Source organism: Streptomyces sp. XH2 (assembly GCF_049725035.1).
Lineage (GTDB): Bacteria > Actinomycetota > Actinomycetes > Streptomycetales > Streptomycetaceae > Streptomyces > Streptomyces roseoverticillatus.
Map to the genome: position 1 here is coordinate 392,837 of NZ_JBMMMZ010000008.1, position 19,631 is coordinate 412,467.

General features: G+C 68.4%; 15 protein-coding genes and 1 pseudogene. 10 read left to right on the plus strand and 6 right to left on the minus strand.

Annotated elements, in window-relative coordinates:
* Positions 1–68 precede the first annotated feature (68 nt).
* The 3 genes from gap (at position 69) to ACOTKD_RS19020 (ending at position 2,497) form a co-directional block, all read left to right on the plus strand.
* Complete coding sequence (gene gap, locus ACOTKD_RS19010; RefSeq protein ID WP_424890150.1) at positions 69–1,067, plus strand: type I glyceraldehyde-3-phosphate dehydrogenase; 999 nt, start codon at positions 69–71, stop codon at positions 1,065–1,067.
* 545 nt (positions 1,068–1,612) lie between these two features.
* Entirely contained in the window at positions 1,613–1,798 is a 186-nt protein-coding gene (locus tag ACOTKD_RS19015) for an abortive infection family protein (RefSeq protein WP_424890151.1), read from the plus strand.
* Between the two features lie 462 nt (positions 1,799–2,260).
* Positions 2,261–2,497, plus strand: coding sequence for a hypothetical protein (locus tag ACOTKD_RS19020; RefSeq protein ID WP_424890152.1), 237 nt, complete (start codon positions 2,261–2,263; stop codon positions 2,495–2,497).
* 1,540 nt (positions 2,498–4,037) lie between these two features.
* On the opposite strand, the gene ACOTKD_RS19025 is transcribed toward ACOTKD_RS19020, so the two are convergent.
* From ACOTKD_RS19025 to ACOTKD_RS19035, 3 genes are all read right to left on the minus strand, one after another.
* Positions 4,038–5,843, minus strand: coding sequence for a hypothetical protein (locus ACOTKD_RS19025; RefSeq protein WP_424890153.1), 1,806 nt, complete (start codon positions 5,841–5,843; stop codon positions 4,038–4,040).
* Positions 5,844–5,848: 5 nt separating this feature from the next.
* Positions 5,849–6,442 carry a hypothetical protein gene (locus tag ACOTKD_RS19030; RefSeq protein ID WP_424890154.1) on the minus strand — a complete coding sequence of 198 codons (594 nt, stop codon included), beginning with the start codon at positions 6,440–6,442 and terminating at the stop codon, positions 5,849–5,851.
* A gap of 689 nt (positions 6,443–7,131) precedes the next feature.
* The gene (locus ACOTKD_RS19035; RefSeq protein ID WP_424890155.1) at positions 7,132–8,061 is read right to left on the minus strand and encodes a hypothetical protein; all 930 of its coding nucleotides are present in this window, start codon (positions 8,059–8,061) and stop codon (positions 7,132–7,134) included.
* 164 nt (positions 8,062–8,225) lie between these two features.
* On the opposite strand from ACOTKD_RS19035, the gene ACOTKD_RS19040 reads away from it, so the two are divergent.
* Positions 8,226–8,918 (plus strand): hypothetical protein, encoded by a 693-nt coding sequence (locus ACOTKD_RS19040; RefSeq protein ID WP_424890156.1) that lies wholly within the window; start codon positions 8,226–8,228, stop codon positions 8,916–8,918.
* Positions 8,919–9,153: 235 nt separating this feature from the next.
* Here ACOTKD_RS19040 and ACOTKD_RS19045 read toward each other — a convergent pair whose 3' ends face one another.
* Both ACOTKD_RS19045 and ACOTKD_RS19050 read right to left on the minus strand, forming a co-directional pair.
* Entirely contained in the window at positions 9,154–9,594 is a 441-nt protein-coding gene (locus ACOTKD_RS19045) for a MarR family winged helix-turn-helix transcriptional regulator (RefSeq protein ID WP_424890157.1), read from the minus strand.
* On the minus strand, positions 9,594–10,037 hold the full coding sequence (locus ACOTKD_RS19050; protein ID WP_424890158.1) for a polyketide cyclase: 444 nt from the start codon (positions 10,035–10,037) through the stop codon (positions 9,594–9,596). Before ACOTKD_RS19050 ends, ACOTKD_RS19045 begins: the two co-directional genes overlap by 1 nt.
* Before the next feature lie 782 nt (positions 10,038–10,819).
* Between ACOTKD_RS19050 and ACOTKD_RS19055 the strand changes: the two genes are divergently transcribed.
* From ACOTKD_RS19055 to ACOTKD_RS19080, 6 genes and pseudogenes are all read left to right on the plus strand, one after another.
* On the plus strand, positions 10,820–11,248 hold the full coding sequence (locus tag ACOTKD_RS19055) for a hypothetical protein (RefSeq protein ID WP_424890159.1): 429 nt from the start codon (positions 10,820–10,822) through the stop codon (positions 11,246–11,248).
* A 355-nt stretch (positions 11,249–11,603) separates the two neighbouring features.
* Positions 11,604–12,382, plus strand: a pseudogene (locus tag ACOTKD_RS19060) (transposase); the annotation flags it as partial.
* A 36-nt stretch (positions 12,383–12,418) separates the two neighbouring features.
* Positions 12,419–12,733 carry a CbrC family protein gene (locus tag ACOTKD_RS19065; RefSeq protein ID WP_424890189.1) on the plus strand — a complete coding sequence of 105 codons (315 nt, stop codon included), beginning with the start codon at positions 12,419–12,421 and terminating at the stop codon, positions 12,731–12,733.
* A 410-nt stretch (positions 12,734–13,143) separates the two neighbouring features.
* A complete protein-coding gene (locus ACOTKD_RS19070) occupies positions 13,144–15,189 on the plus strand; it encodes a PQQ-binding-like beta-propeller repeat protein (RefSeq protein ID WP_424890160.1) in 2,046 nt (681 codons plus the stop codon).
* A 1,455-nt stretch (positions 15,190–16,644) separates the two neighbouring features.
* Positions 16,645–17,397, plus strand: coding sequence for a hypothetical protein (locus tag ACOTKD_RS19075; RefSeq protein ID WP_424890161.1), 753 nt, complete (start codon positions 16,645–16,647; stop codon positions 17,395–17,397).
* Between the two features lie 166 nt (positions 17,398–17,563).
* Entirely contained in the window at positions 17,564–18,196 is a 633-nt protein-coding gene (locus ACOTKD_RS19080) for a hypothetical protein (protein ID WP_424890162.1), read from the plus strand.
* 474 nt (positions 18,197–18,670) lie between these two features.
* Here the strand turns inward: ACOTKD_RS19080 and ACOTKD_RS19085 are convergent, their stop codons facing one another.
* Complete coding sequence (locus ACOTKD_RS19085) at positions 18,671–19,456, minus strand: oxygenase MpaB family protein (RefSeq protein WP_424890163.1); 786 nt, start codon at positions 19,454–19,456, stop codon at positions 18,671–18,673.
* Positions 19,457–19,631: the final 175 nt, after the last annotated feature.

Genomic DNA, 19,631 nt, shown 5'->3' on the forward strand with positions numbered 1-19,631 from the left:
CGATCCCGCCACTGTCAGCGGTGCGAGCCGCGAACGAGCATGGTGGCAAAGAGAAAGGAACATCACTCATGACTCGCATCGCCATCAACGGATTCGGCCGCATCGGACGCAATGTGCTGCGCGCACTGCTGGAGCGCGACAGCGCCCTCGAGATCGTCGCCGTCAACGACCTCACCGAGCCTGCCTCTCTCGCCCGGCTTCTCGCCTACGACAGCACCGCCGGCCGGCTCGGGCGCCCGGTGACCGTCGACGGGAACGCCCTCGTCGTTGACGGTCACCGGATCACGGTGCTGGCCGAGCGCGAACCGGCGCAGCTGCCGTGGGCCGAACTCGGCGTCGACATCGTCCTGGAAGCCACCGGCCGCTTCACCTCGGCCAAGGCCGCCCGGGCCCACCTCGACGCGGGTGCGCGCAAGGTGCTCGTCAGCGCGCCGTCGGACGGCGCCGACGTCACGCTCGCGTTCGGTGTCAACACCGACGCCTACGACCCGGCCGTGCACACGATCGTCTCGAACGCCTCCTGCACCACCAACGCGCTCGCGCCGCTGGCCAAGGTGCTCGACGAACTCGCCGGCATCGAGCACGGCTTCATGACGACGGTCCACGCCTACACACAGGAGCAGAACCTGCAGGACGGTCCGCACCGCGACCCGCGCCGCGCCCGGGCCGCCGGCGTGAACATCGTGCCGACCACGACCGGCGCCGCCAAGGCGATCGGCCTGGTGCTGCCGAACCTCGACGGCAAGCTGTCGGGTGACTCGATCCGCGTACCGGTGCCGGTCGGCTCGATCGTCGAACTCAACACCACCGTCACCCGCGACGTGACGCGCGACGACGTACTGGCGGCCTACCGCGCGGCAGCCGAGGGGCCGCTCGCCGGCATCCTGGAGTACTCGGACGACCCGCTCGTATCGTCCGACATCACGGGCAATCCCGCCTCGTCGATCTTCGACTCGGCCCTCACCCGCGTCGACGGCCGCCACGTCAAGGTGGTCGCGTGGTACGACAACGAGTGGGGCTTCTCGAACCGCGTGATCGACACGCTCGAACTCCTCGCCGCTCACTGACCGCACGCCGAGGCTGCCCCGCCTCCGGCGAGGGCGCCGGCCGGAACTTCCTTTGGGCGCTCTGGCTGAATCGCCGCCGCGTCCCACCGACTCGAATCCTTGCCCCGCCCGCCCGGCCTTCACGACTCAACGACGCATGAGACGGGCAACTGCCTGGCGGCATAGCTGGCATAGCGGTACGGCGGCCAGGCTCGCGGCACATGTGCCGGTTCGCGCATTGCTCCCTGAACCAGGCTGACCGATCCCGCTGCCCTCCGTTACGGAAGCTGCGGGACGGTTCGGCTGGAGTCCCACGGGCCGGGCCCCGCGGGCCACCCGCCGCCGCACTCTCGGGCGCGGCGTAACCGACCTGATCCGCGCCGAACCCCGGACACCCGGTGCCTGCGCCGCCCCGGCAGCCGTCCACTCACCCCGCACCGTTGCTCCCACTGGAGGGCGTGGTCGGCTTCCTGGACGAGCTCGCCGGCCCGGGCCGGAGCCGATGAGGCTCCCCGGCACGCCGCCGCCGAGGCTCCGGCCTGCCTCCGCGGGGCGAGCAGATCGAAGTGATCGCTCCGAATAGCTCCGGCAGCAGGGGGACGGCGCGTGGTTTGGCCGAGCTACGGAGCCGGCTCGGGCTCGGGCATGGACGCGTCACGCCCAGCCCGGCGCCGGCCCGGCATGCCCGCCTGGCCTTGAACAGCGCCGTGGCAGTGCGGAGTTCTGGCTCGGCACCTGGCAGGACCATGTGATCGGGGTCAGCGCACATCGGGCCTGCCAACTTCCCAGCCGGACAGGTGCCGGGCCATTGCCCACGTGCGGCGACTGGGGATGGTGCTCCCGCGTTCGCGGGGCTGTGCCACCGCCGGCCGCCGTCGATGCCGTCGTGGCTGGCTTGGTACGCGTGGCATATCCGTACCCACGTTCCTGGGGGTTTGGCGGGGCACCGGCGGCGATCGTCATTGGAGCACCGGCAGGGGATCGGGCGGTGGGAGTGTGCGTGGCTGTCAGCAGAGCAACGGCGTACGGGGGCATGTCAGGGAGCGTGCGGGTGCGGGTGCGGCATGCCACGCATCAGCGCGCTGGCTGCCGGGCGTTCGTCTGGTCACGATACGGATAGACACCTTCCGGATCTCTGATGCGCGCCTGGCCGTCCGGGACCCCGTCACCGGGCGCCCGCCGTGGTGGCGCTCTTCCACTGGGAAGGCTCAGCCATGAACCGGTTCCACCGTGCCTTAGGCACGCTCACAGCGGCCATCCTGCTCAGCGGGGCAGGCGCCGTGCTCGCCTCGCCCGCCCATGCTGACACCACCGACGACAGTCCGCAGGTGCTGGTCAGCGCACAGCAGTGCGTCGACAGCGGTGGCCGCATCCGGCAGATCTTCTGGGTTCCCCCGATGTACATGTGCGTCGGTGGCCCGCACAACGGAGAGGCCATCACCAGCTGGTGACAGCCAGCCCGCCACCAGCCGCCGCTCCGCGCCCTCGTGTCTCCTTGAGGAGCACTGGCCCGGGCTCAGCGCGGTGCTGGCAAAGAGTCTCCCAGGTGCGCTGTAGCCGAACTGGGCCAACACAGCCGAAGGCGGCCGCTGGGACAATGCCGGGACTTGGACGAGCACCGGGACCAGGAACCGGCGCGGCCGGTACGCCCGCGGCCCGCAGAGTGCCGCAGGTGCCATGTGCTTGGCCGATACCGGTCACGGTCCTGGTCGACGCCGTGCTGCTCCTGGCTGCGGGTGGTCTGGCCGTAGTGCCCGCTGGCGTTGCAGCGATGCCCGCGCCAGGCGGGGACGTGCGACCCTCCGATGCCCGGACCCGGTAGGGCCCGGCACGCGCGGCATGTCAGTGCCCGCGTCTGTGCTGCCTGACGGGGTGCCGGAGGCGATCGTCTCCGGCACCCCGGTCGCGGATGCTGTGCCCGTCCCGTCCCATACCGTCCCGCCGACCGTGGGCCTGGCACCTCGGTCCATCACGGACCAGGACCCGGACTACGTTGACGCGTCGGCGGGCCAGGGCGAACACGGCCTGGATGTGCCGCTTCCCTTCGGCCCTCTTGCGGTCCTATACCTGTCGGCAGTCGGGGTCGCTGTTCATCCACTCCAGTGGCCGCATCGGCTCGCCGATGACCCTCATCAACCCGCGGCTGCCAGCGAGCCGTCCGCACCGGCACCGGGTGTCTCTATGAAGATCTCCTCGGTCACGTCAGGATCGACCAGGTGGCTCACCTGGCCCAGGACGGCGTCCGCAACCTCGTGAAGGTCCGGCGGCCACGGCGGGGACGCTTGCGAAGACGGTTAACCGGTGACGTATGCGCGGACCCCGTCGATCTGCCTTGCCCCGCATCCGGGCGAGGCGCTCGACTCCTGGCGGGAGGCGATGGCCCGCCGGCTGGGAACCACTACGGGCGACGTCCTGACGTCGGTCGGGCTGCTGCCTCGCGGCCCGTCCAGGCCGGTGGACGGCTTGCCTGGTCACCCTGCTCGATGCGGACCAGGCGGCGGCCCTCGCCCGGTCCGCCGGCACCACGGAGAAGGAGGCGTACGCCATGACCCTGGCTCGCTACGACCGGCGGGTCCTCGTGGTCGGCCCCCGGCGGCGTCGGGTCCGGGCGAGGCATCTGTGCAGACGGGCCCGCGGCTCCCGCTACTGGCTTGCCTGGCCGAGGGCGGCGGCAGGCGGCTGCTGAGCTGGAGACTCGGCTGGTCCCTCGCCTGCGCCGAGCATCGCCTGCCGCTGGACGACGCCTGCCCGCAGTGCAACCGCACGCTGCGGCACTTCCCGACGACCGTACGGCATCCGCTCACTCCGGGCCGCTGCCACAGCCCATTGGAGGACGACTCCCATCGGACGGCGCGTTGCGGTCAGCCGTTCGAAGCCGATACAGCTCTGGCCTGCCTGGCCTGCCCGGCTGACTCCCCAATCGGGCCCGGCGGCACGGCATGCCCGGCCGCGCTCGTGAAGCCGGCAGTCTTCGAAGCAGCCGATGCTCCATCAGTAGGCCATGTCGGGGAGTCCCCCGGGGTCGGCCGACTCGGCCTTGCCCGTCGGGTCGAATCGGCGCCAACCCGTCTCGCCTGTCGTCCTCAGCTGCGGCGACGCAAACACGCCGGAGAGTCGGCCGCACCTCCACTCCACTTCAAGGCGCCAGGTGATATCCCATGACCGGGCCCGCGCCATCAGCGTGAAGAGCTTCTTCTCGCCGCGTGGCAGAGTTCCGAGCGCCCGGATGCCGAGATCGGAGCCGTCAGCGGTCCGGACGGTCAGCGGCTCCTCGTCGAGGTCAACCTCGAAATGCACCTCCAGTGGCCCCGGCCGGCAAACCATCGAGTCGGCGACGGTCATCGGATTCCGGGCCTCGACCGCAATACGCAGCGCCACGATGGTGACCTCGCTGTGCTGCGGTGCCTCGATGACCACTTCCACTGCGTGTGTGCGAGCCGGAATGACCTTTGGCGCCGGTCCTGTCCGGGTACCCGGGGCGTTCGTCAACGCCGATGCGAACGCCGACGTCATCCTGCACATGACCGGTGATGCCTCGGACGCTGTCCACTCCGCGACGGGCAGGCGTATCGGCCCATTGAACGTGTGAAGGATTCCGATGGGAGCGATCACGTCCCGATCACCCAGCCCACCACTCTTCATCCCGCGCTGGGTCTGTACCACCAAGGGCATACGCGCATCGGCCTTCTGATATGCCGGCGATCCCGGGGCAGCCAGTTCCAGAACCAGACAGCTCAACTCATGGGCCCGGTCGTACTCGGCCGACCGACGCGAGTCTCCGTACCGGGCCCAGTGGCAGTCCGCCAGGTCATTCATCAGCCCTGGCCGGGATGGATGCGAGGGGGCAATCCGATCCAGGCACCATTCGCCGAAGTCGATGGCCTCGTCGAAGTGGCCCATATCGTGATCTCGGGTGTACTCCCAGTGGAGGACCCACATGATCGTGCCTGCCACAGCACCCAGCCGTCCGTCCGCGCTGCCATCCTGCTCCTCCAGAGCGCGAAGCCGGCCGAGCCGTTCGAGTGCCTCGCGCCGCAGTCCGTCGTCCGCGGCCTCGTAGTGGATTTGGAGCAGCCCCAGGGCCAGCTCGGCCAGGTCTCCGACGGACGCGGCGCCGACCTGGTCGGCGAGCCTTCGCCAGAAGAAGATCCCTCTTCGGATCAGGTCGGGATTCTTCTGCCGCGAGCCGAGCGTGTGCCAGCCGTCCGCCGCGGCGCGGACAACGGTCGCTGCTGCCGGGCCTTCGCGGTACCAGACCGCGGCTTGCTCGGCGGCTTCCGCCATGGCGAGGATGTCCGGTTCAGCTTGGGTGATCTGCGCCTTCCAGCCCAAGGCGACCGACAGTTCCCGAAGGACGATGGCCTGCTCGCCCAGGCGGGCGAGGAGCTGCCGGTTCAGGGCGATGAACCAGTCTGCGTCTTCGACCACAGCGGGATCGAGGACACCGTGCACCGTCCGGAGCACCAGGTCCATGCGTTCTCCGAACGCCTCGCCTCCGCCGGCGGACCTGGACCGAAGGAACGCTTCGATCATCAGACAGTAGGCGTCGGCGAGTGCCTCGCGACTACCGCGCCGCTCATGGATGGCGAGGTCGAACGCGGCAATCTCCGACAGGCACTCGGGGACTGCCGAAGGCTCTTTCCGGGCAGCGAGGTCGAGCGCCTGGCGAAGGCAGCTGTCCGCCGTGTCGCCGTCATCCTCCGAACCCTCCTGCCGGTACCTCTCGGCGGCCTCGGACCCTACGCGGAGAAGCTCAGCGAGATCCGGCCCCTGCTCGTGCTCCAGTTCGGCGGACAACGCGGTCACGCTCCCCGGGGAAGCCCGGCGGTCCGGAACGGCTCGCTATCAACTCCGGCCGCGCCGATGACCGTCTCACCAGCGCTTCCGTCCGGCCCGATCCACTGCAACGTGAGGCGCCATCGCACGTCATGACCAACGGTGTGGGCGCGGATCGCCAGGACCTCGGGCTCGGTCGACGTGATCTTGAACGGGAAGTCCCAGGCCCCACTCGGCCTGAGCCTCAGTCGCCTCTTGTCGAGCCGCAGATCGAAGGGGCGCACGTCGATCACGCCCTGATGGGTCATCCGCGCTGCACCAGGGTCGATCACCTGGCGGGACACGATCTCCGGGACCGCGTTCGACAGCACCACGGCTCCGGTGGACGAGGTCTGCACAGTGACGCGCACGACGTGGCCGCTTTCCGGAACCAGATCGGTCGTTCCCCGCCCAGGGTCGGGGATCACGATGTAGTCAGTTGCCACCGTCTCGACGGACGCGGTCAACAGCGGAGGCGAGCGCCGCACGTGATCGGCTGCCTTTACCAGCAGATTCGTCGCAATTGTGGTCCCGGCAGCCACGACTACGCCGCCCGCCCACGCCACGACGCTGCTCGTCATGAGCACTGCTGTAGCGGCTACCGCCAAACCGGCACCGATACCCCCGGCGCGTACCAGGTTCCGGCGCCGCATCATTATCGAGCCCAACATCGCCCTCCCGACCCAGATATGACGCATCATTACATCGGCTACCGTGATGGGCTACTGCATGACAGGCTCACGTCGGGGATGTGTCCAGGCCGCCCGTATCACTGGCAGGCGCGCGACAGCCACCCCGAGGTCGTGAACGCCGATCCGGTCTCCCTCTTGGCAGAGTTCCGCCGGAAGGCCGTACTGCCGGGTGAGCAACCCGACTTGCCCGCCAGGGCCCGTGCGTTCGCCGGACGTGCGCAGGCACGGGTCCCGCAGGGCCGACGGCTCGCTTCTCCAGGGCCTCGGCAAGGGCGACCGGCTGGCCGCTCAGGCCGCACTCACCCGTCTGCGGTCGGGTGGGAGCCGTGGCGGGCGAGCTGATCTTGTCCCGTGTGGGGGAGTGGTCCATGACCGCTCAGTTGCTGAATGCCCTGGTCGTCGAGTGCTCCCCGCACCCGCGGGGATGGCCCCGCTTCGGCCGGGTCAGGCCGACCATGGGGGTTGCTCCCCGCACAGCACGCCTTCTCAGGCCATGGGGCAAGTGCTTCCCGTGCTTGCTGGGGATGGTCCCCATGGTGAACGCTCGTGCCGGTACGTGGGGGCGGTGTCCGCTCCGGTCAAGGTGACGACAGCCGCGGCGGCGAGGAGGGGAGCCAGCTGCCGGAGAAAGGTTCGGGGCCGCATGGTGTCTCCATGGTCTGTTCGAGGAGCGCGGTGATGTGCCGGGCGGTGTCGCGGAGCCTTCGGGGAACATGCCGGCCGCGTTCCAGGTGCCGTAGGGCGATTGCCAGTGATCCGGTGGCTCTCGCGGAGCCGATGAACGGGACGGAGTCGGCCAGGCCGAACAGGCTGGCTTCGGTTTCCTGCCAGGCGCCGGCCTGCGCGAGGACACGGGCCAGTTCGGTGGCGAAGAGTACGCGGTAGGCGGGGCCCGGCCCGGGGAGCGCCGCCTCGTGCAGGAAGGCCGCTGCGTCCTCGAGATCACCCAGGGCGGCGAGCGTCATGCCTTGATGGCCCAGCAGCTCCGCGCGGTCGAACCACCAGGCCCACTGCGGGTCCCGCGTGGTGGGACCGTCCTGGAACAGTTCTTCGGCCTGGCACAGTGAGCGCAGTGCGGGCGAACGCTGGTGGAGCCGGGCATGCGCCCTTGCCTCGCGTACGTGGAAGATCGCTCGCACACGCGGTGGGAGGTCCGTACGGGCCAGCACGGACGACGAGATGCGCAGGGCCTCGTCGGGTCGGCCGAGATGCTCCTCCTGCATGCTCATCACGGAGAGGATGAGCAGCTCGACCGACTCGACGGAGGTGCGGTCGGGGTGCCGGCGGGACAGAGCGAGTGCCTGCCGGTGCAGCAGGCGGGCCTGGGCGTGGTGTTCGGCGTCGAACAGTGTCCACGCGGCGACCTGGAGCAACTCGGCCAGTGCAGCGGACGCTTCGCCGCCCTCAGGGCGTGGGCGGTCTTCGACTTCCCTGAGGATCCGCATCGCGGTGCGGGCGGCACGGCGCGCTCCGACGGTGATGTCCAGATCGATGATGCGGCGTGTCAAGGCAGTGACGTCCGGCACCATGAGGGGCGGCGGTGGGGCATCGCTCGCCGGGGGAGTGTCCGCCGTCCGTTTCATGTATATCGCCGCAGTTCCTAAGCTGGGAAAGCCCACCAAGTTGCCACCACGGTAGGCGACAACGGCTTCATCGTAGGAGCGAACCCCGTATGGGCCATCTGGACGAACTTCATCACCTCCTCGTGCGCGCCGGAGGCGCAGACCATTCGCCCCTGTACATGTCGGATGCCGGACCTGACGCGGACCTCGGCGATTTCACCAGCGTTGTCCCGATCGACGAGCCTGACCTGGACCTTCCCAAGACGCTGGCACACGGCCTGGCTGTCTGGACTGCAGCCCGCCCACCAGAAGGACGTGCCTCCCGGACCGAGCTGCGCAAGCACGTCAAGAAGGGCTTGCAGCTCGCTCAGACGATGGCGAAGCACCTGGGACCCACGTGGGTCGTACGCTACTGGGACGAACAGCACCGCACGGCGAAGTTCGTGTGCTGGGGATGCCGGCGACTGCACTGGACTGGTGACGCACACAGCAGTGCATCACACCCCGTCCACCTCACCGCGGAGGGCGAATACAAGTGGTATCCGCTCCGTTCAGAGGGCTTCGGAGACTTCGCTCCGGACGACCCCGCCGCCGGCCTCGGCCTGTCCGATGACCTTGTAGCCGATCTGTACCAGTGGTCGAAGGACATCGACGCCAGCATGGATCTATACCTGAATGAGCGTGACAAGGACAAAGACGACGCCAGACGGCGGAAGCTGGATCAGCGAGGTCAGGAACTGGCCGAACGCACCGCCCGCGAGCTCGGCCAGGGAAGAACCGTGACCTATGGAGGACTCGCTTAGCGAATCCCTCTTCGCAGGGGCGGGGTTGCTCCCGCCTTAGGATGTCAGTCTGTCGGCGGGAGAGAAATGCTGCCTGATCTGAGCCCACTCCGCGTCGGATGGATCACCCTGCCCGCGGGCGGCGGAACGGCGTAGAGGACAGCCGGGCACCGCACCCGTCGGACACCAGGACGTGGTCTGGTGGGGCCTGCCCGGGATCTGTTGCTGCCGTTTCAGGGTCCGGGACAGAGGACGATCACGTGTCTCTCTCGATGGGGGGATGGGCCAAGCGGCCGAGCAAGGCAACTGCGTCATCGCGTACCACCGGTTCGAAGAAGTGTGCGTCGACTTGCTCGACGGCGGCGATCGCACGGGGAGCCAGCTCGGCGCCGGCGCTGGTCACGTGCAGCCGTTTGGCGCGCGTGTCGGCGGGGTCGGTCTTGCGCTCGATCAAGCCCTTGGCTTCCAGAGCGCGTAGGACCTGCGAGGTCATCTTGACGTCCGTGCCGGCCTGGCGGGCCAGGGCCAGCTGGTTGGGCTGCTCGTCGTGCGTGTTCAGCCACCAGGTGCAGGCGAGCAGGACGAACTGGACGTGGGTGAGGCCGAGGGGGCCGAGGGCCGTGGCGATGTCGCGTTGCCAGCGCAGCGTGGCATGCCAGAGCAGGAATCCGGGGCTCTCGCCGGGTTCGAGGGTCATCAGTCCTGCGCTGCCTTGACCAGGGCGGCCACGGTGACGGGCCAGTCCGCGGTGACGGCCGGACCGATCTGCGGGCCGAGTTCGTCGGCGCCGGTGCCGGTGATCTCCATGCGGTACGTCACCCGGGTGCGCAGGCGCTCGCCCTGGTCGAGCCGGTGGATGGTGCGCAGGAGCAGTCCGTCGATGCGGGCCTCGTCCACGAACAGTTCGCCGGCGGTGGCCTCGGAGATGAGCAGGTGTACCGGGTCCTGGCCGGGCGGGGTCATGACGATCTCGGTGCCCGCCGCGAAGGGGCCGCTGATCTCGATGTTCGCGATGTCGGCGTTCCAGTCCGCCCAGTTCTCAACGTCGGCCCACAGGCGCCAGATCGCCTCGGGCGCGGCGTCGGTCTCGGTGCTGTGCTCGTACGTCCACATCAGGGGCCTCCCGGTTCGGTTGATCATCTGTGCAGAGATTATCTCTGCACAGATGACCTGTCCAGGAGGTGGAGTCCCTCGTGCGCCCGACGGCGAAAGTGCCCCACCCCGGCCGGAAGCGGGAGCTGGATCGGGGGCGTGACCCGGTCTCCGGAAGGCGGGGTGCAACAGCTCCTGACAACTGGCGTGTTCCGTGGCCCGGTCAGCGACGGCCGTCTCGTTCAGCCCCAGCACCGGGTCGTCGCTCAGGGCGGCCGCAGCCTGGGGGCAGAGCCTCGGCGATGTCTACAGCGTCCTGAGGGGTAAGAACGGCGGGGCTAGTGGCTTCGTCGACAAGTGCGTGCTGGTCCGTCCCGCCTACCGCCTTTACCGGGCGGCTGAGATGTTCCGCGACCAGGGCTGCGAAGTGCTCGCTGATGTATGCAGTCACGCCGCGGGTGAACGCACCCGGTAGATCGCTGTCACAGGTCTCGGCGGGATCACCTGCTGGAGATGGGTCGCTTCCATTCCACGGGGCGCATTTTCCGAGATGTCCTCGACATCCAAGGCGACTTCCTTCACCTGGGCTTGCGGGAGCGTCCGCTATACGCGGACGGCCACGGAAATCGGCGACGACGTGAATACGCTGCAGAACTTGGGGCGGTCCACGGCACGGAACGGGCGTGTGTGATGTCACAGTTCACGGGGATGGGCAGGGTCGCTTCCGGGTATATGGGAAAATCACTCACCCACAGCAGATTGCGGACCTCGTCCGGGAGAAGCCGTACTACGGTAGCTCTGTCCAGCCGGTGACATGCAGACAAAGATAGATGAGTTACGGAGGACGGATGATGCGTCGAGTTTCTCCCTTGGGCGTGTTTGGGTGTATCGCAAGCCAATCACGCTTCGCCCTGCGTGCTGCCGACCTGGAGGCTCTGGGCGGGGAAATCGCCCTGGCAGAACGCACCGTCATCGGATCCTACCTGCGTAACTGCCCTGTAATAATTGCTCTTATGGGGTACTCCGAGGACGTGCTGGGGGATGAATTTTTGGTAACTGGTGGAACGGCCATCCTCAGTGATGGAGTGTTCTTCTGGCGCAGGGATGCAGCGGAATATGTAGAGACTTATGGCACAGGGCTCCCAGAGGATTTCCTTTTGCGTGGACGCAAAGAAGGGTGGCAGGTTCCTATCCTGTCCAGGGATGAACTCATTGACATCGATGACTACTTCATGTGGTTGCGAACCCAGGAGAGGTGACGTCTCGAACGTGTGCAAGAAGGCCTGTCGCCGAACCTGGCTGCGACGTGGCGGATCAGGCATCCCTGCCGATGCAGGGTGGGTCTGAGCGTTCTGCCGTAGTTCTGAAACCGGGCCGATCCACCCCGCTTGCTCAATGGGATTCCTTCGCCTTCGGGTAGGTGATGAATTCGGGTAGGTGGTGAAGGGGCGGGTTCCGGTCAGCTCGTCTCAGATGGACAGCGGTCGGCAAGAGCAACGCTCAGGGCTTGTGGATCGGTTCCGGGAGGAACACGAAGGGGCGTACATTCCCGAATGATCCTGTGATGGTCATCGAGTAGGCCCGCGTTGCAGCGCAGGTCGGGAAGGCACGCCCATGCTCAGCGTAGTCACCTCCGACGGTTCCACCGGGTCCGGCTCCTTGATCGACGAGATCATGCGCGAGGGTGCACGCTGGATGCTCGCCGCCGCGCTGGAAGCGGAAGTCAACCAGTACATAGCCGAGTTGGCGGCCGAGAATGACGGGCATGGGCGGCGCCTGGTGGTCCGCCACGGTCCCCACCGGCGCCGGACCGTGGTCACCGCCGCCGGCCCGATCGAGGTCATCGCGCCCCGTGTGAATGACCGCCGTGTCGACGACGAGACCGGCGAGCGAAAGCGGTCTCCTCGAAGATCCTTCCGCCGTGGTGCCGCCAGTCCCCGAAGATCTCGGAGGTGCTGCTGCTCTACCTGCACGGGCTGTCGTCCGGAGACTTCGTACTCGCGCTGGAGCAGTTCCTCGGCGGCGCTGCCGGCCGGTCACCCGCGACGGTGACCCGGCTGACGCGGCAGTGGAGCGACGACCATGGCGCCTTCCAACGCCGCGACCTGTCGGGCCGTGACTTCGACTGCGCGTGGGCCGACGGTGTGCACCCCAAGGTCCGGCTCGGGTAGGTGCACTCGTGCGTCCTGGTGTTGCTGGGAGTCCGGCTGGATGGCACGAAGGAGCTGATCGCCCTGGCCGAGGGGCTGCGCGAGAGCACCGAGTCGTGGGCCGACCTGCTCCGTGATTGCCGCCGCCGCGGCATGCGAGCCCCCGAGCTGGTAATCGGCGACGGCGGGATGGGCCTGTGGAAGGCCCTGGCCGAAGTGTTCCCGCATTGCGGACGGCAACGCCGCGGAGCGGTTCGGCGCCCACTTCACGGTGGGAACGTGCCTGGGCGACAACGTGGCCCAGGAGGTCTTCGCGGCCGTCGACAGGCACACCCCGGCCTCACCGCGTGGCAGGAACCCCAGTGGTTCTTTCACTGTGGCGACGGCGCCGCGTTCCTGGGCGTGGTCGGGGAGCCGAACTCGCTGCTCACCCCGATGCACTGGAGACGCTTCGGGAGGAGACAGCCGGTTGGGGCTGGCTGCCGGACCAAGCCGAGCTCTACCTCAGCTCGCTGGACAAGGACGATCAGCCGACGGCGTATCTTCCGGTGCTGGTCCTCTGCGGCCCGCTTTGCCCACTCCGGCTGCCCGTAAGCGCACAGTCAGTCGAATGTGTCGCTCATCCGGGAGTTCGGTGCACAAGGTCGGCGCCCCGAGTTCACCTTGAACATCAACACCGGCGGGTGGACCGACATCCTCCTCTACGGCCTGCTGACCCGCCACTGGCGGAACCCGGTGTCCGACTCACAGTCGAGAGCAATGCCCGCCAGGCAATGCCCGCCAGGCTTCAGTAGCGTCCCTGCCGCGGGCGCCCGCCCCGCTGCGAGGGATCATCTGAACAACCGGCCGGGGATGGGCGGGCCGCCTTCCTCGCCGGCCACGCATGGGCCTGACGGGGAGGACGACGGCCGCTGCACCCGACCGAGTCGTATGGCATGTACGGGACGATCGACAATGAGATCGTGGGCGTACGGCAGAGGTGACGGCGGCGAAGGGACGGGGCGTTGGCGGGGGAACGGACGCTGGCCGGGCGGTATGAACTGGTGAGGTTCGTCGGCCGGGGCGGGATGGGCGAGGTATGGGAAGCCCGGGATCGGCTGATCGAGCGCCGGGTGGCCGTCAAACTCCTGCTGCACCGAGGGGGCGACGCCCACGAGGCCGAGCTGTTCTTCCGTGAGGCCCGCACCGCCGGCGCGCTGCACCATCCGGGCGTGGTGACGGTGCACGACCTGGGCCAGGACCCGGTGGACGGGACGCTCTTCCTGGTGATGGAGTACGTCCAGGGCCGGGATCTGGGAAGACGGCTGGTGGAGGACGGCATGCCGCCAGTGGCCGTGGCCGTGGAGTGGGCCGAGCGGGTGGCCACCGCGCTGGCGGCCGCCCACGACGCGGGGGTCGTGCACCGGGACTTGAAACCGTCCAACCTCATGCTGACCCCTGAGGGCCGGCTGGTCGTACTGGACTTCGGGATCGCCCGGTTCGTCGGGTCGGCGCATAAGCCCAGCAAGGTCATGGGGACCTTCGCCTACATGGCTCCCGAGCGCTTCCGCGAAGAGCCCGGCGACGGGCGCAGTGACCTCTACGCGCTCGGCTGCGTCCTGTACGAACTGCTCACCGGTGACGTGCCCTTCCGCGCCGACGGGCCGCTCGCCGTGATGAACGCCCACCTGCACATGCCTCCCACCCGGCCCGGTGCCCGCCGCCAGGGTGTCCCACCCGCGCTCGACGCACTCGTACTGGCCCTGCTCGCCAAGGAGCCCCGCGACCGGCCGGACACCGCCCGCGAGGTCCGGCGGCGTCTGCGCGCCCTGCTCGCCGCGGGCCCGGCGGGCCCCGCCCCCGGGCTGGCCGACCTGCCGACGCAGACGGCCCCCGTCCCGCGCCCTGTGGCGGATCCGCCCCCGCCAGGCCCGATCGACCCGGCACCGTCGGGCGGGGACGGCGGCCAGGACGACCACGGGAGCACTTCGCGGCGGCGGTTTCTCTGGATCGCGGCCGGCGCCGTCGCCGCGGTCGGCACAGGCGGTGGTATCGCCGCCGTGGCGTACCGGAACCGGAAGCAATGGCCGTTCCACGCGCCCGGCGTGCTGTACGGCGGGCCGACGGTGGTCGACGGGGTCGTGTACGTCGGCTCCGCCTCCGGCGACAACACCCTGTACGCGCTCGATGCCGCGACCTGCGCCACGAAGTGGACCTTCGCCCCTGGTGGTGGCTTCGCGGCAGCTCCCGCAGTCGTCGCCGGGACGGTGTACGCAGCGAGCACGGACGGCAGCCTGTACGCGCTCGACGCGGCCACCGGCACGAGGAATTGGACCTACACCGCGGGCGGTGCTCTCCACACGTCGCCGTTCGTGGCCCATGGCGTCGTATACGTCAACAGCTGGGACTCCAAGATCCACGCTGTGAACGCCGCCGACGGAACCGGCAAGTGGACCCATTCGTTCAACGGTCGCCGATCGGCTCCTGTTGTCGCCGGAGGGGTGGTGTACGTGGCCGGCATAATGCCGGGCATGGGCATCCGCGCCCTCGACGCCGCCGACGGAACCGAGAAGTGGACCTACCGCACCACCGAGCTCGCGACTTTCGATTCGGCCCCCTCTGTGGTCGACGGGATGGTCTACATCGGCGATTCGGAGGGCCACTTCCACGCTCTCGACGCGGCCAGCGGCAGCAAGAAGTGGGACTCCCTCATCGACCGGGCCATATTCTCGTCCCCTGTCGTGGCCAACGGTGTGGCGTACGCGTACGGAGGGAACAACCAGCTCTACGCGATCAACACCGCAAACGGTGTCGCGAAGTGGACCGCCGCCACCGTCCCCACGAATGACAACACATCGAGCCCTGCGGTGGCCGACGGACTCGTGTACTTCGGCAGCGGCACGGACTTCTACGCGTTCAACGCCGTCACCGGGGCCAAGAAATGGAGCATCACCAGCAAAGACGCCTCCTTCGCCGTGCCCACGGTAGCCGGCAGGGTGGTCTACGTGGCCGGCGGCAGCGACCGGACCCTCTACGCCCTCGACGCCAGCACCGGTGAAACCGCCGCTTGACTTGTCCGTACTGGTCCGGCCTCGAACGAGGTCCCGAACGTGATCGCCCGTACGAGGATTCTGCCGTCAGGCTCACAGGAGCGCGAGGGCGTATCGCGCGGTGGGCTGAATCCGCTGGGCGTGACCGTAGGGCAGGCCGGCACGTGGTGTCGCGGCCTGCCCGCTGGCACCCTCATTCTCCGGCTTGATGCGCAGGTCACCAGGCCAGCGCCGTTGGCCGCTCACGATACGGCAGGCACTGTACGGGCCGGTCCAGTCGTGTCTCCGCGGCTTGGGCTGTGCCGTGGTGGCCAAGCCGGTGGTCGTGGGCTACTGGAAGTGGAGCCAGGTGCTCTTGGGCGGACCGGGAGCCTGGCGCAGCGCATTTCCGGGACGTGCCAGCAGCCACTACCGGCACGAAGGGGTCCTACGCAGCGTAGGGCTGATCATGGTGTGCGGCCGCTGGGCGGTGGCCAGTACGTTCTCCGGGAACGCGGGGCCCGCCACGAAGTAGCGGCCTTGGTCTGTCCCGCCGGGTTCAGCAGTCCTGCCCGGTCAGGGCCTGGATGGCCTGCGTTGCCTGGTGCGTTGAGCCCTTCGGCCTTCTGGTGGTGCGAGCGCCGGACCCGGCCCGTCATGGCCACCTCGTGCAGGGCCGTCACCTGCCGCTCAGTGAGCCCGTCGGCCTCGGCGGCGTCCATCGGCTGCATCCAGCACTCGTTGGACCGGTCGACGCGGTGCGAGCCCGCCGCAGCGAGCGGTCCGGTGAACGCCTTCCGGTACGAGGCAGCTGCCCGCACCGCGCAGACGATCCTGCAGCAGGCCGCCGAGCGGGCCCCGCCGGCCAACCACTGCCTGATGCCTTCCCTCGCCGCTACCGCGCGGTGGATGCACACCGAACTCGGTCCGGGCGATGCCGTTCCTGTCCACCTCGATGGCCTCCCCGGGGGCGGGTTCCCGCCCCCGGGCGTATCGGCTGTATCGGTGTGGACATCGCCCGTGCCGAGCGGGGCGGGCAGTTCTACGTCGCCACCAGTTCCAGCCCTGACTCTGTGGACCGGCACTGAGCTCGGTGAGGCCGACGACTTCCTCCCCGGCACCCCCGTAGCCTCCCGCATGCTGATGCTTACGCCGAAGCCCCTCCTCCGTGGACGAGCCGAGCTGGGCGGATGCCCTGCCGAGAACCCGGTGGGTAACCGAAGCCCCAGCAGGTACGGCCTTCGCCTAAGGAGCCCAGCTCATGCACGGCGTCGTCCCGGTCACCCAGGGAACGCTGCGCAAATTTGTCACCGTCTCCTGGACAGCCCGCCCGCCTGAATCCAGGCACCGCGTCACTGGCACCACGCCAGGAAGACGGCGCCCGAGGGAACCGCGGCCAAGGGACCGGCGGGTAACCCGCCGGCAACCGGCGGGCTGAGCGCGCGAGGCAGCCGGGCCGTTTCGTTCGGCTCCTGCGGGACTTGTCATACTTTCCGAATGGAGAGGCAAGCTGTGGAGACGGCGCGGCGTTGGCTGGCAGATCAGGGCGTTCGCCAGGTGCGCGACGGGTGGGTGAGCGACGAGAAGCCGGGCGAGTTGCTCACCGCTGCCCAAGTGGCGCAGTCCTGGGCAGGCGACGTGTTCGCCGAAGACCTGGACACAGCCGACCAGCTGCGGCTGGCCTTCGGGCTGCTCGACCTCCTCGACGAGTACTGGGTCACCTGCGAGATCCGGTTCGCGCATGATGGCTCGGAGGGTTCCCTGCCGGCTGACGTGCTGTGGGACGGCTACCGTCGGCGATTGGAGGTGGACAGGGACGCCGAGGCCGTCACCTACTCGCTATGGGTGGACTGGTTCGAGGACCACACCACTTCCGCGACGGCCTTCGCCGAAGTGCTCGGTAACGACATCGACCGCGTGGTGGCCGATCCATCGGAAGCCCTGCTCCGCCGGGCCTGTCGGGTCCTGGAGTGCTCGGGCCCGGTGCGCTGGCCTGTGAAGGTACCAACGTACCGCATCGCCCTGCGACTCCCCGCCCTGCACCCAGCCCTCTTCCGCGGCCTCCGGGCGAGCTTCCACGACGTCTACGGCGACCTGGAACCTGCCGCCGCCCTGACCCTCCTCGACCAGCTGGATATCCCGATGAACACCCAGCACCGTGCGGAACTGCGCCATGTGCTCGCCGCAGGGCACAAGAACCACTACCGCAGCCCCGGCGCCTGGGACGACGCGGTCCGCGCCTGCTCCTGAGGCGCCGGACCGGCAGACCAAAGAACGATGCCGGCGAAATTGCCTACGACCTGCCCATCCGGTCATGCGGCTGATCCGAGTACCGGTCCGGTCCGGGAGGGCGGGAAACGAAGAAGTGCCGGCCCGGGGGATTCTTGGCGCGCCGGCCCTGGTAGAACAATGACCGGTGGGTACCCGGGAGCGTGAACGTAAGGTGTACCGGCCGCTGCGGCGGGCCGGCCTTGAGGTGATTCCGAATGCTGTGCCGGACGGCACGATGCCGTTCGTCTCCGGATACCGTACCGAGGACATTGTCGGCGGCTTCTCCCACCGCTACGACACCCCACGGCTCGTTGAGCGCCTCAACGAGGATTGGTACGAGCTCGCGGTCTCATCGGGTCTTCTCGGTCACCGGCGCGAGTTCCTCGTCCAACTGCCACAGGGCATCCGCACGCACCGTGCCTTCCTGCAGGACATGCACAGCGGTCGCCGTGCCGCACCGGTGGTCTGGACCCGGGTCCGGCTCCTGGACCACTGGGACATCATGGGCCGGGGTGCGGAATCGGCGTTCCTCGGCATACACGCGGGCCACCCGGGCTTCGGCATGATGGCTCTCGACAGCAGTGTGTACATCAGCGCCTCGACGGGCGAGACCGGCGTTGATGTGCTCGCGGTGCACCAACCGGACCGCTCGGAGAACATCCTGCGGGCCCTGGAATGGTTCGCGCTCTGGGACGATCCCTACGCCGACCGCGAGTTGCAGGAGCGGATCGCTGTCTGGCTCGCGGGACGCACACCGAGTGTTGTCTCAGGCCCTTGACGAGGTAGCCCGCCCGACCGCTTCCCCGTCGGGGCGTGGTTCCTGCCGCCCCTGCGTCGTACCGCCCTGGGCCATCGGGCAGCCTGGCGCCGCTGTAGCGCCTGCCGATGGCTCGACGCCGAGCTGCCCGGCGGTGACCAGCAGGTGTGGTGGCTGCTGTTCCGTGTACGACCAGGCCCCGCTTTCGTGCTGTGCAACGCGTAATGCGGGGCCTCGCTCGGCCTTGCGCCTGGCATCGTCGTCCGATGCGGTCATCCGGCTGGTGGCAGTGATGGCCTCGCATCGTCCCGGAGCCTGACGTCGTCCATCGGGCCTGGCCAACACCACCACCGCACGCCGCCACACCGAGCCCGCCACCCAGCCTCCCACACCTGTGTTGGGTTGCCAGGAAAGCCGCCGTGGAACTCGTCTTGTTGAGACGCCATGGTGACAAGGGCCTCTCCACTGCTACATGGCCTCTGGGTCTTTCTGACCTCATCGCTTTTCAGGCAGTGGGCTGGGTGATTCAAGGTCGCGTACGGATGGTGGCAGGGCCGGAATGTAGCCAATTTTGGTGTGGGAACGGCGGATGCGGCGAGCCCGTAGCCGCATTCCGCCGGACACCAATGTACGTACGGGGGCTGGGGGACGGGGACTCCCGAAGGCATGGCGCAGCGGCTCGTCAAGGAGCGCGTCGGCTGCCGCGCGGATGAAAGGGCCCAGGGAGGAAGGGAATCGGTTGGTGAGGAGGTCCCGGGTGGCAGCCCACAGTGCAGCTGCATCGGAGGTGGCTGTGAATCGGACCTGCTCGAAATGGTCCATCCACGTCGCGAACTCACCCCATGTAGGTGGCACGCCGCGGATCCCCATCCGGTCGGCGAGAGCGCGGTAGAAAGTGTGGGAAGCCTCCTTCTCGTCTTGGGTCGTAGGCCGCCATCCGTAGGCGTCGCACCAGCGCATCGGGGCGATGTCGAAGCAGGCCAGAACGTAGAGGAATACGTCATTGCTGATGTGCCAGCGGGCGTGTATCCGGTTGAGGGCGGCCACTGTCTCAGCCCCGCGGGCACTGTCCAGACCGTCGCGGAACAGTAGGTACATCATCTGTCCGGTCGCCTTGGCGCGGAGTTCTGTTCGCTGTGTCATCTTCCCGGTGGAGACCAGAACCTGGGCTATCTCGGGCACGGCGAAGGTGCGGTAGAAGCCGATATTGAGTCCTAACGCAAGATCCTCACTGAAATCATGGAAGGCAAGGCTCCGGTAGGTGGATTCAGCGTGCGCCAACGCTGTGACTGTCTCAGGTGCGGGTTTCATGCCAGGTTTCCCCTTTCCAAGAGTTTTCGTTCCGGGCTACGGACAGTCCCGGAAAGCGCCGGGCGACCAGGATCACGTGTCGGTGTTCGTCTCCCGGGCAACATGTTGGCCTGGTGCGGTGAGTGCAGCGTGGTGCCTTCGCGCG

Bases quoted from the DNA above. Each gene is read 5' to 3' on its own strand.
- gap (WP_424890150.1), top strand. From the start codon at position 69: ATGACTCGCATCGCCATCAACGGATTCGGCCGCATCGGACGCAATGTG.
- ACOTKD_RS19020 (WP_424890152.1), top strand. From the start codon at position 2,261: ATGAACCGGTTCCACCGTGCCTTAGGCACGCTCACAGCGGCCATCCTG.
- ACOTKD_RS19030 (WP_424890154.1), bottom strand. From the start codon at position 6,442: ATGACGAGCAGCGTCGTGGCGTGGGCGGGCGGCGTAGTCGTGGCTGCC.
- ACOTKD_RS19040 (WP_424890156.1), top strand. From the start codon at position 8,226: ATGGGCCATCTGGACGAACTTCATCACCTCCTCGTGCGCGCCGGAGGC.
- ACOTKD_RS19045 (WP_424890157.1), bottom strand. From the start codon at position 9,594: ATGACCCTCGAACCCGGCGAGAGCCCCGGATTCCTGCTCTGGCATGCC.
- ACOTKD_RS19050 (WP_424890158.1), bottom strand. From the start codon at position 10,037: ATGATCAACCGAACCGGGAGGCCCCTGATGTGGACGTACGAGCACAGC.
- ACOTKD_RS19055 (WP_424890159.1), top strand. From the start codon at position 10,820: ATGAGTTACGGAGGACGGATGATGCGTCGAGTTTCTCCCTTGGGCGTG.
- ACOTKD_RS19075 (WP_424890161.1), top strand. From the start codon at position 16,645: ATGGAGAGGCAAGCTGTGGAGACGGCGCGGCGTTGGCTGGCAGATCAG.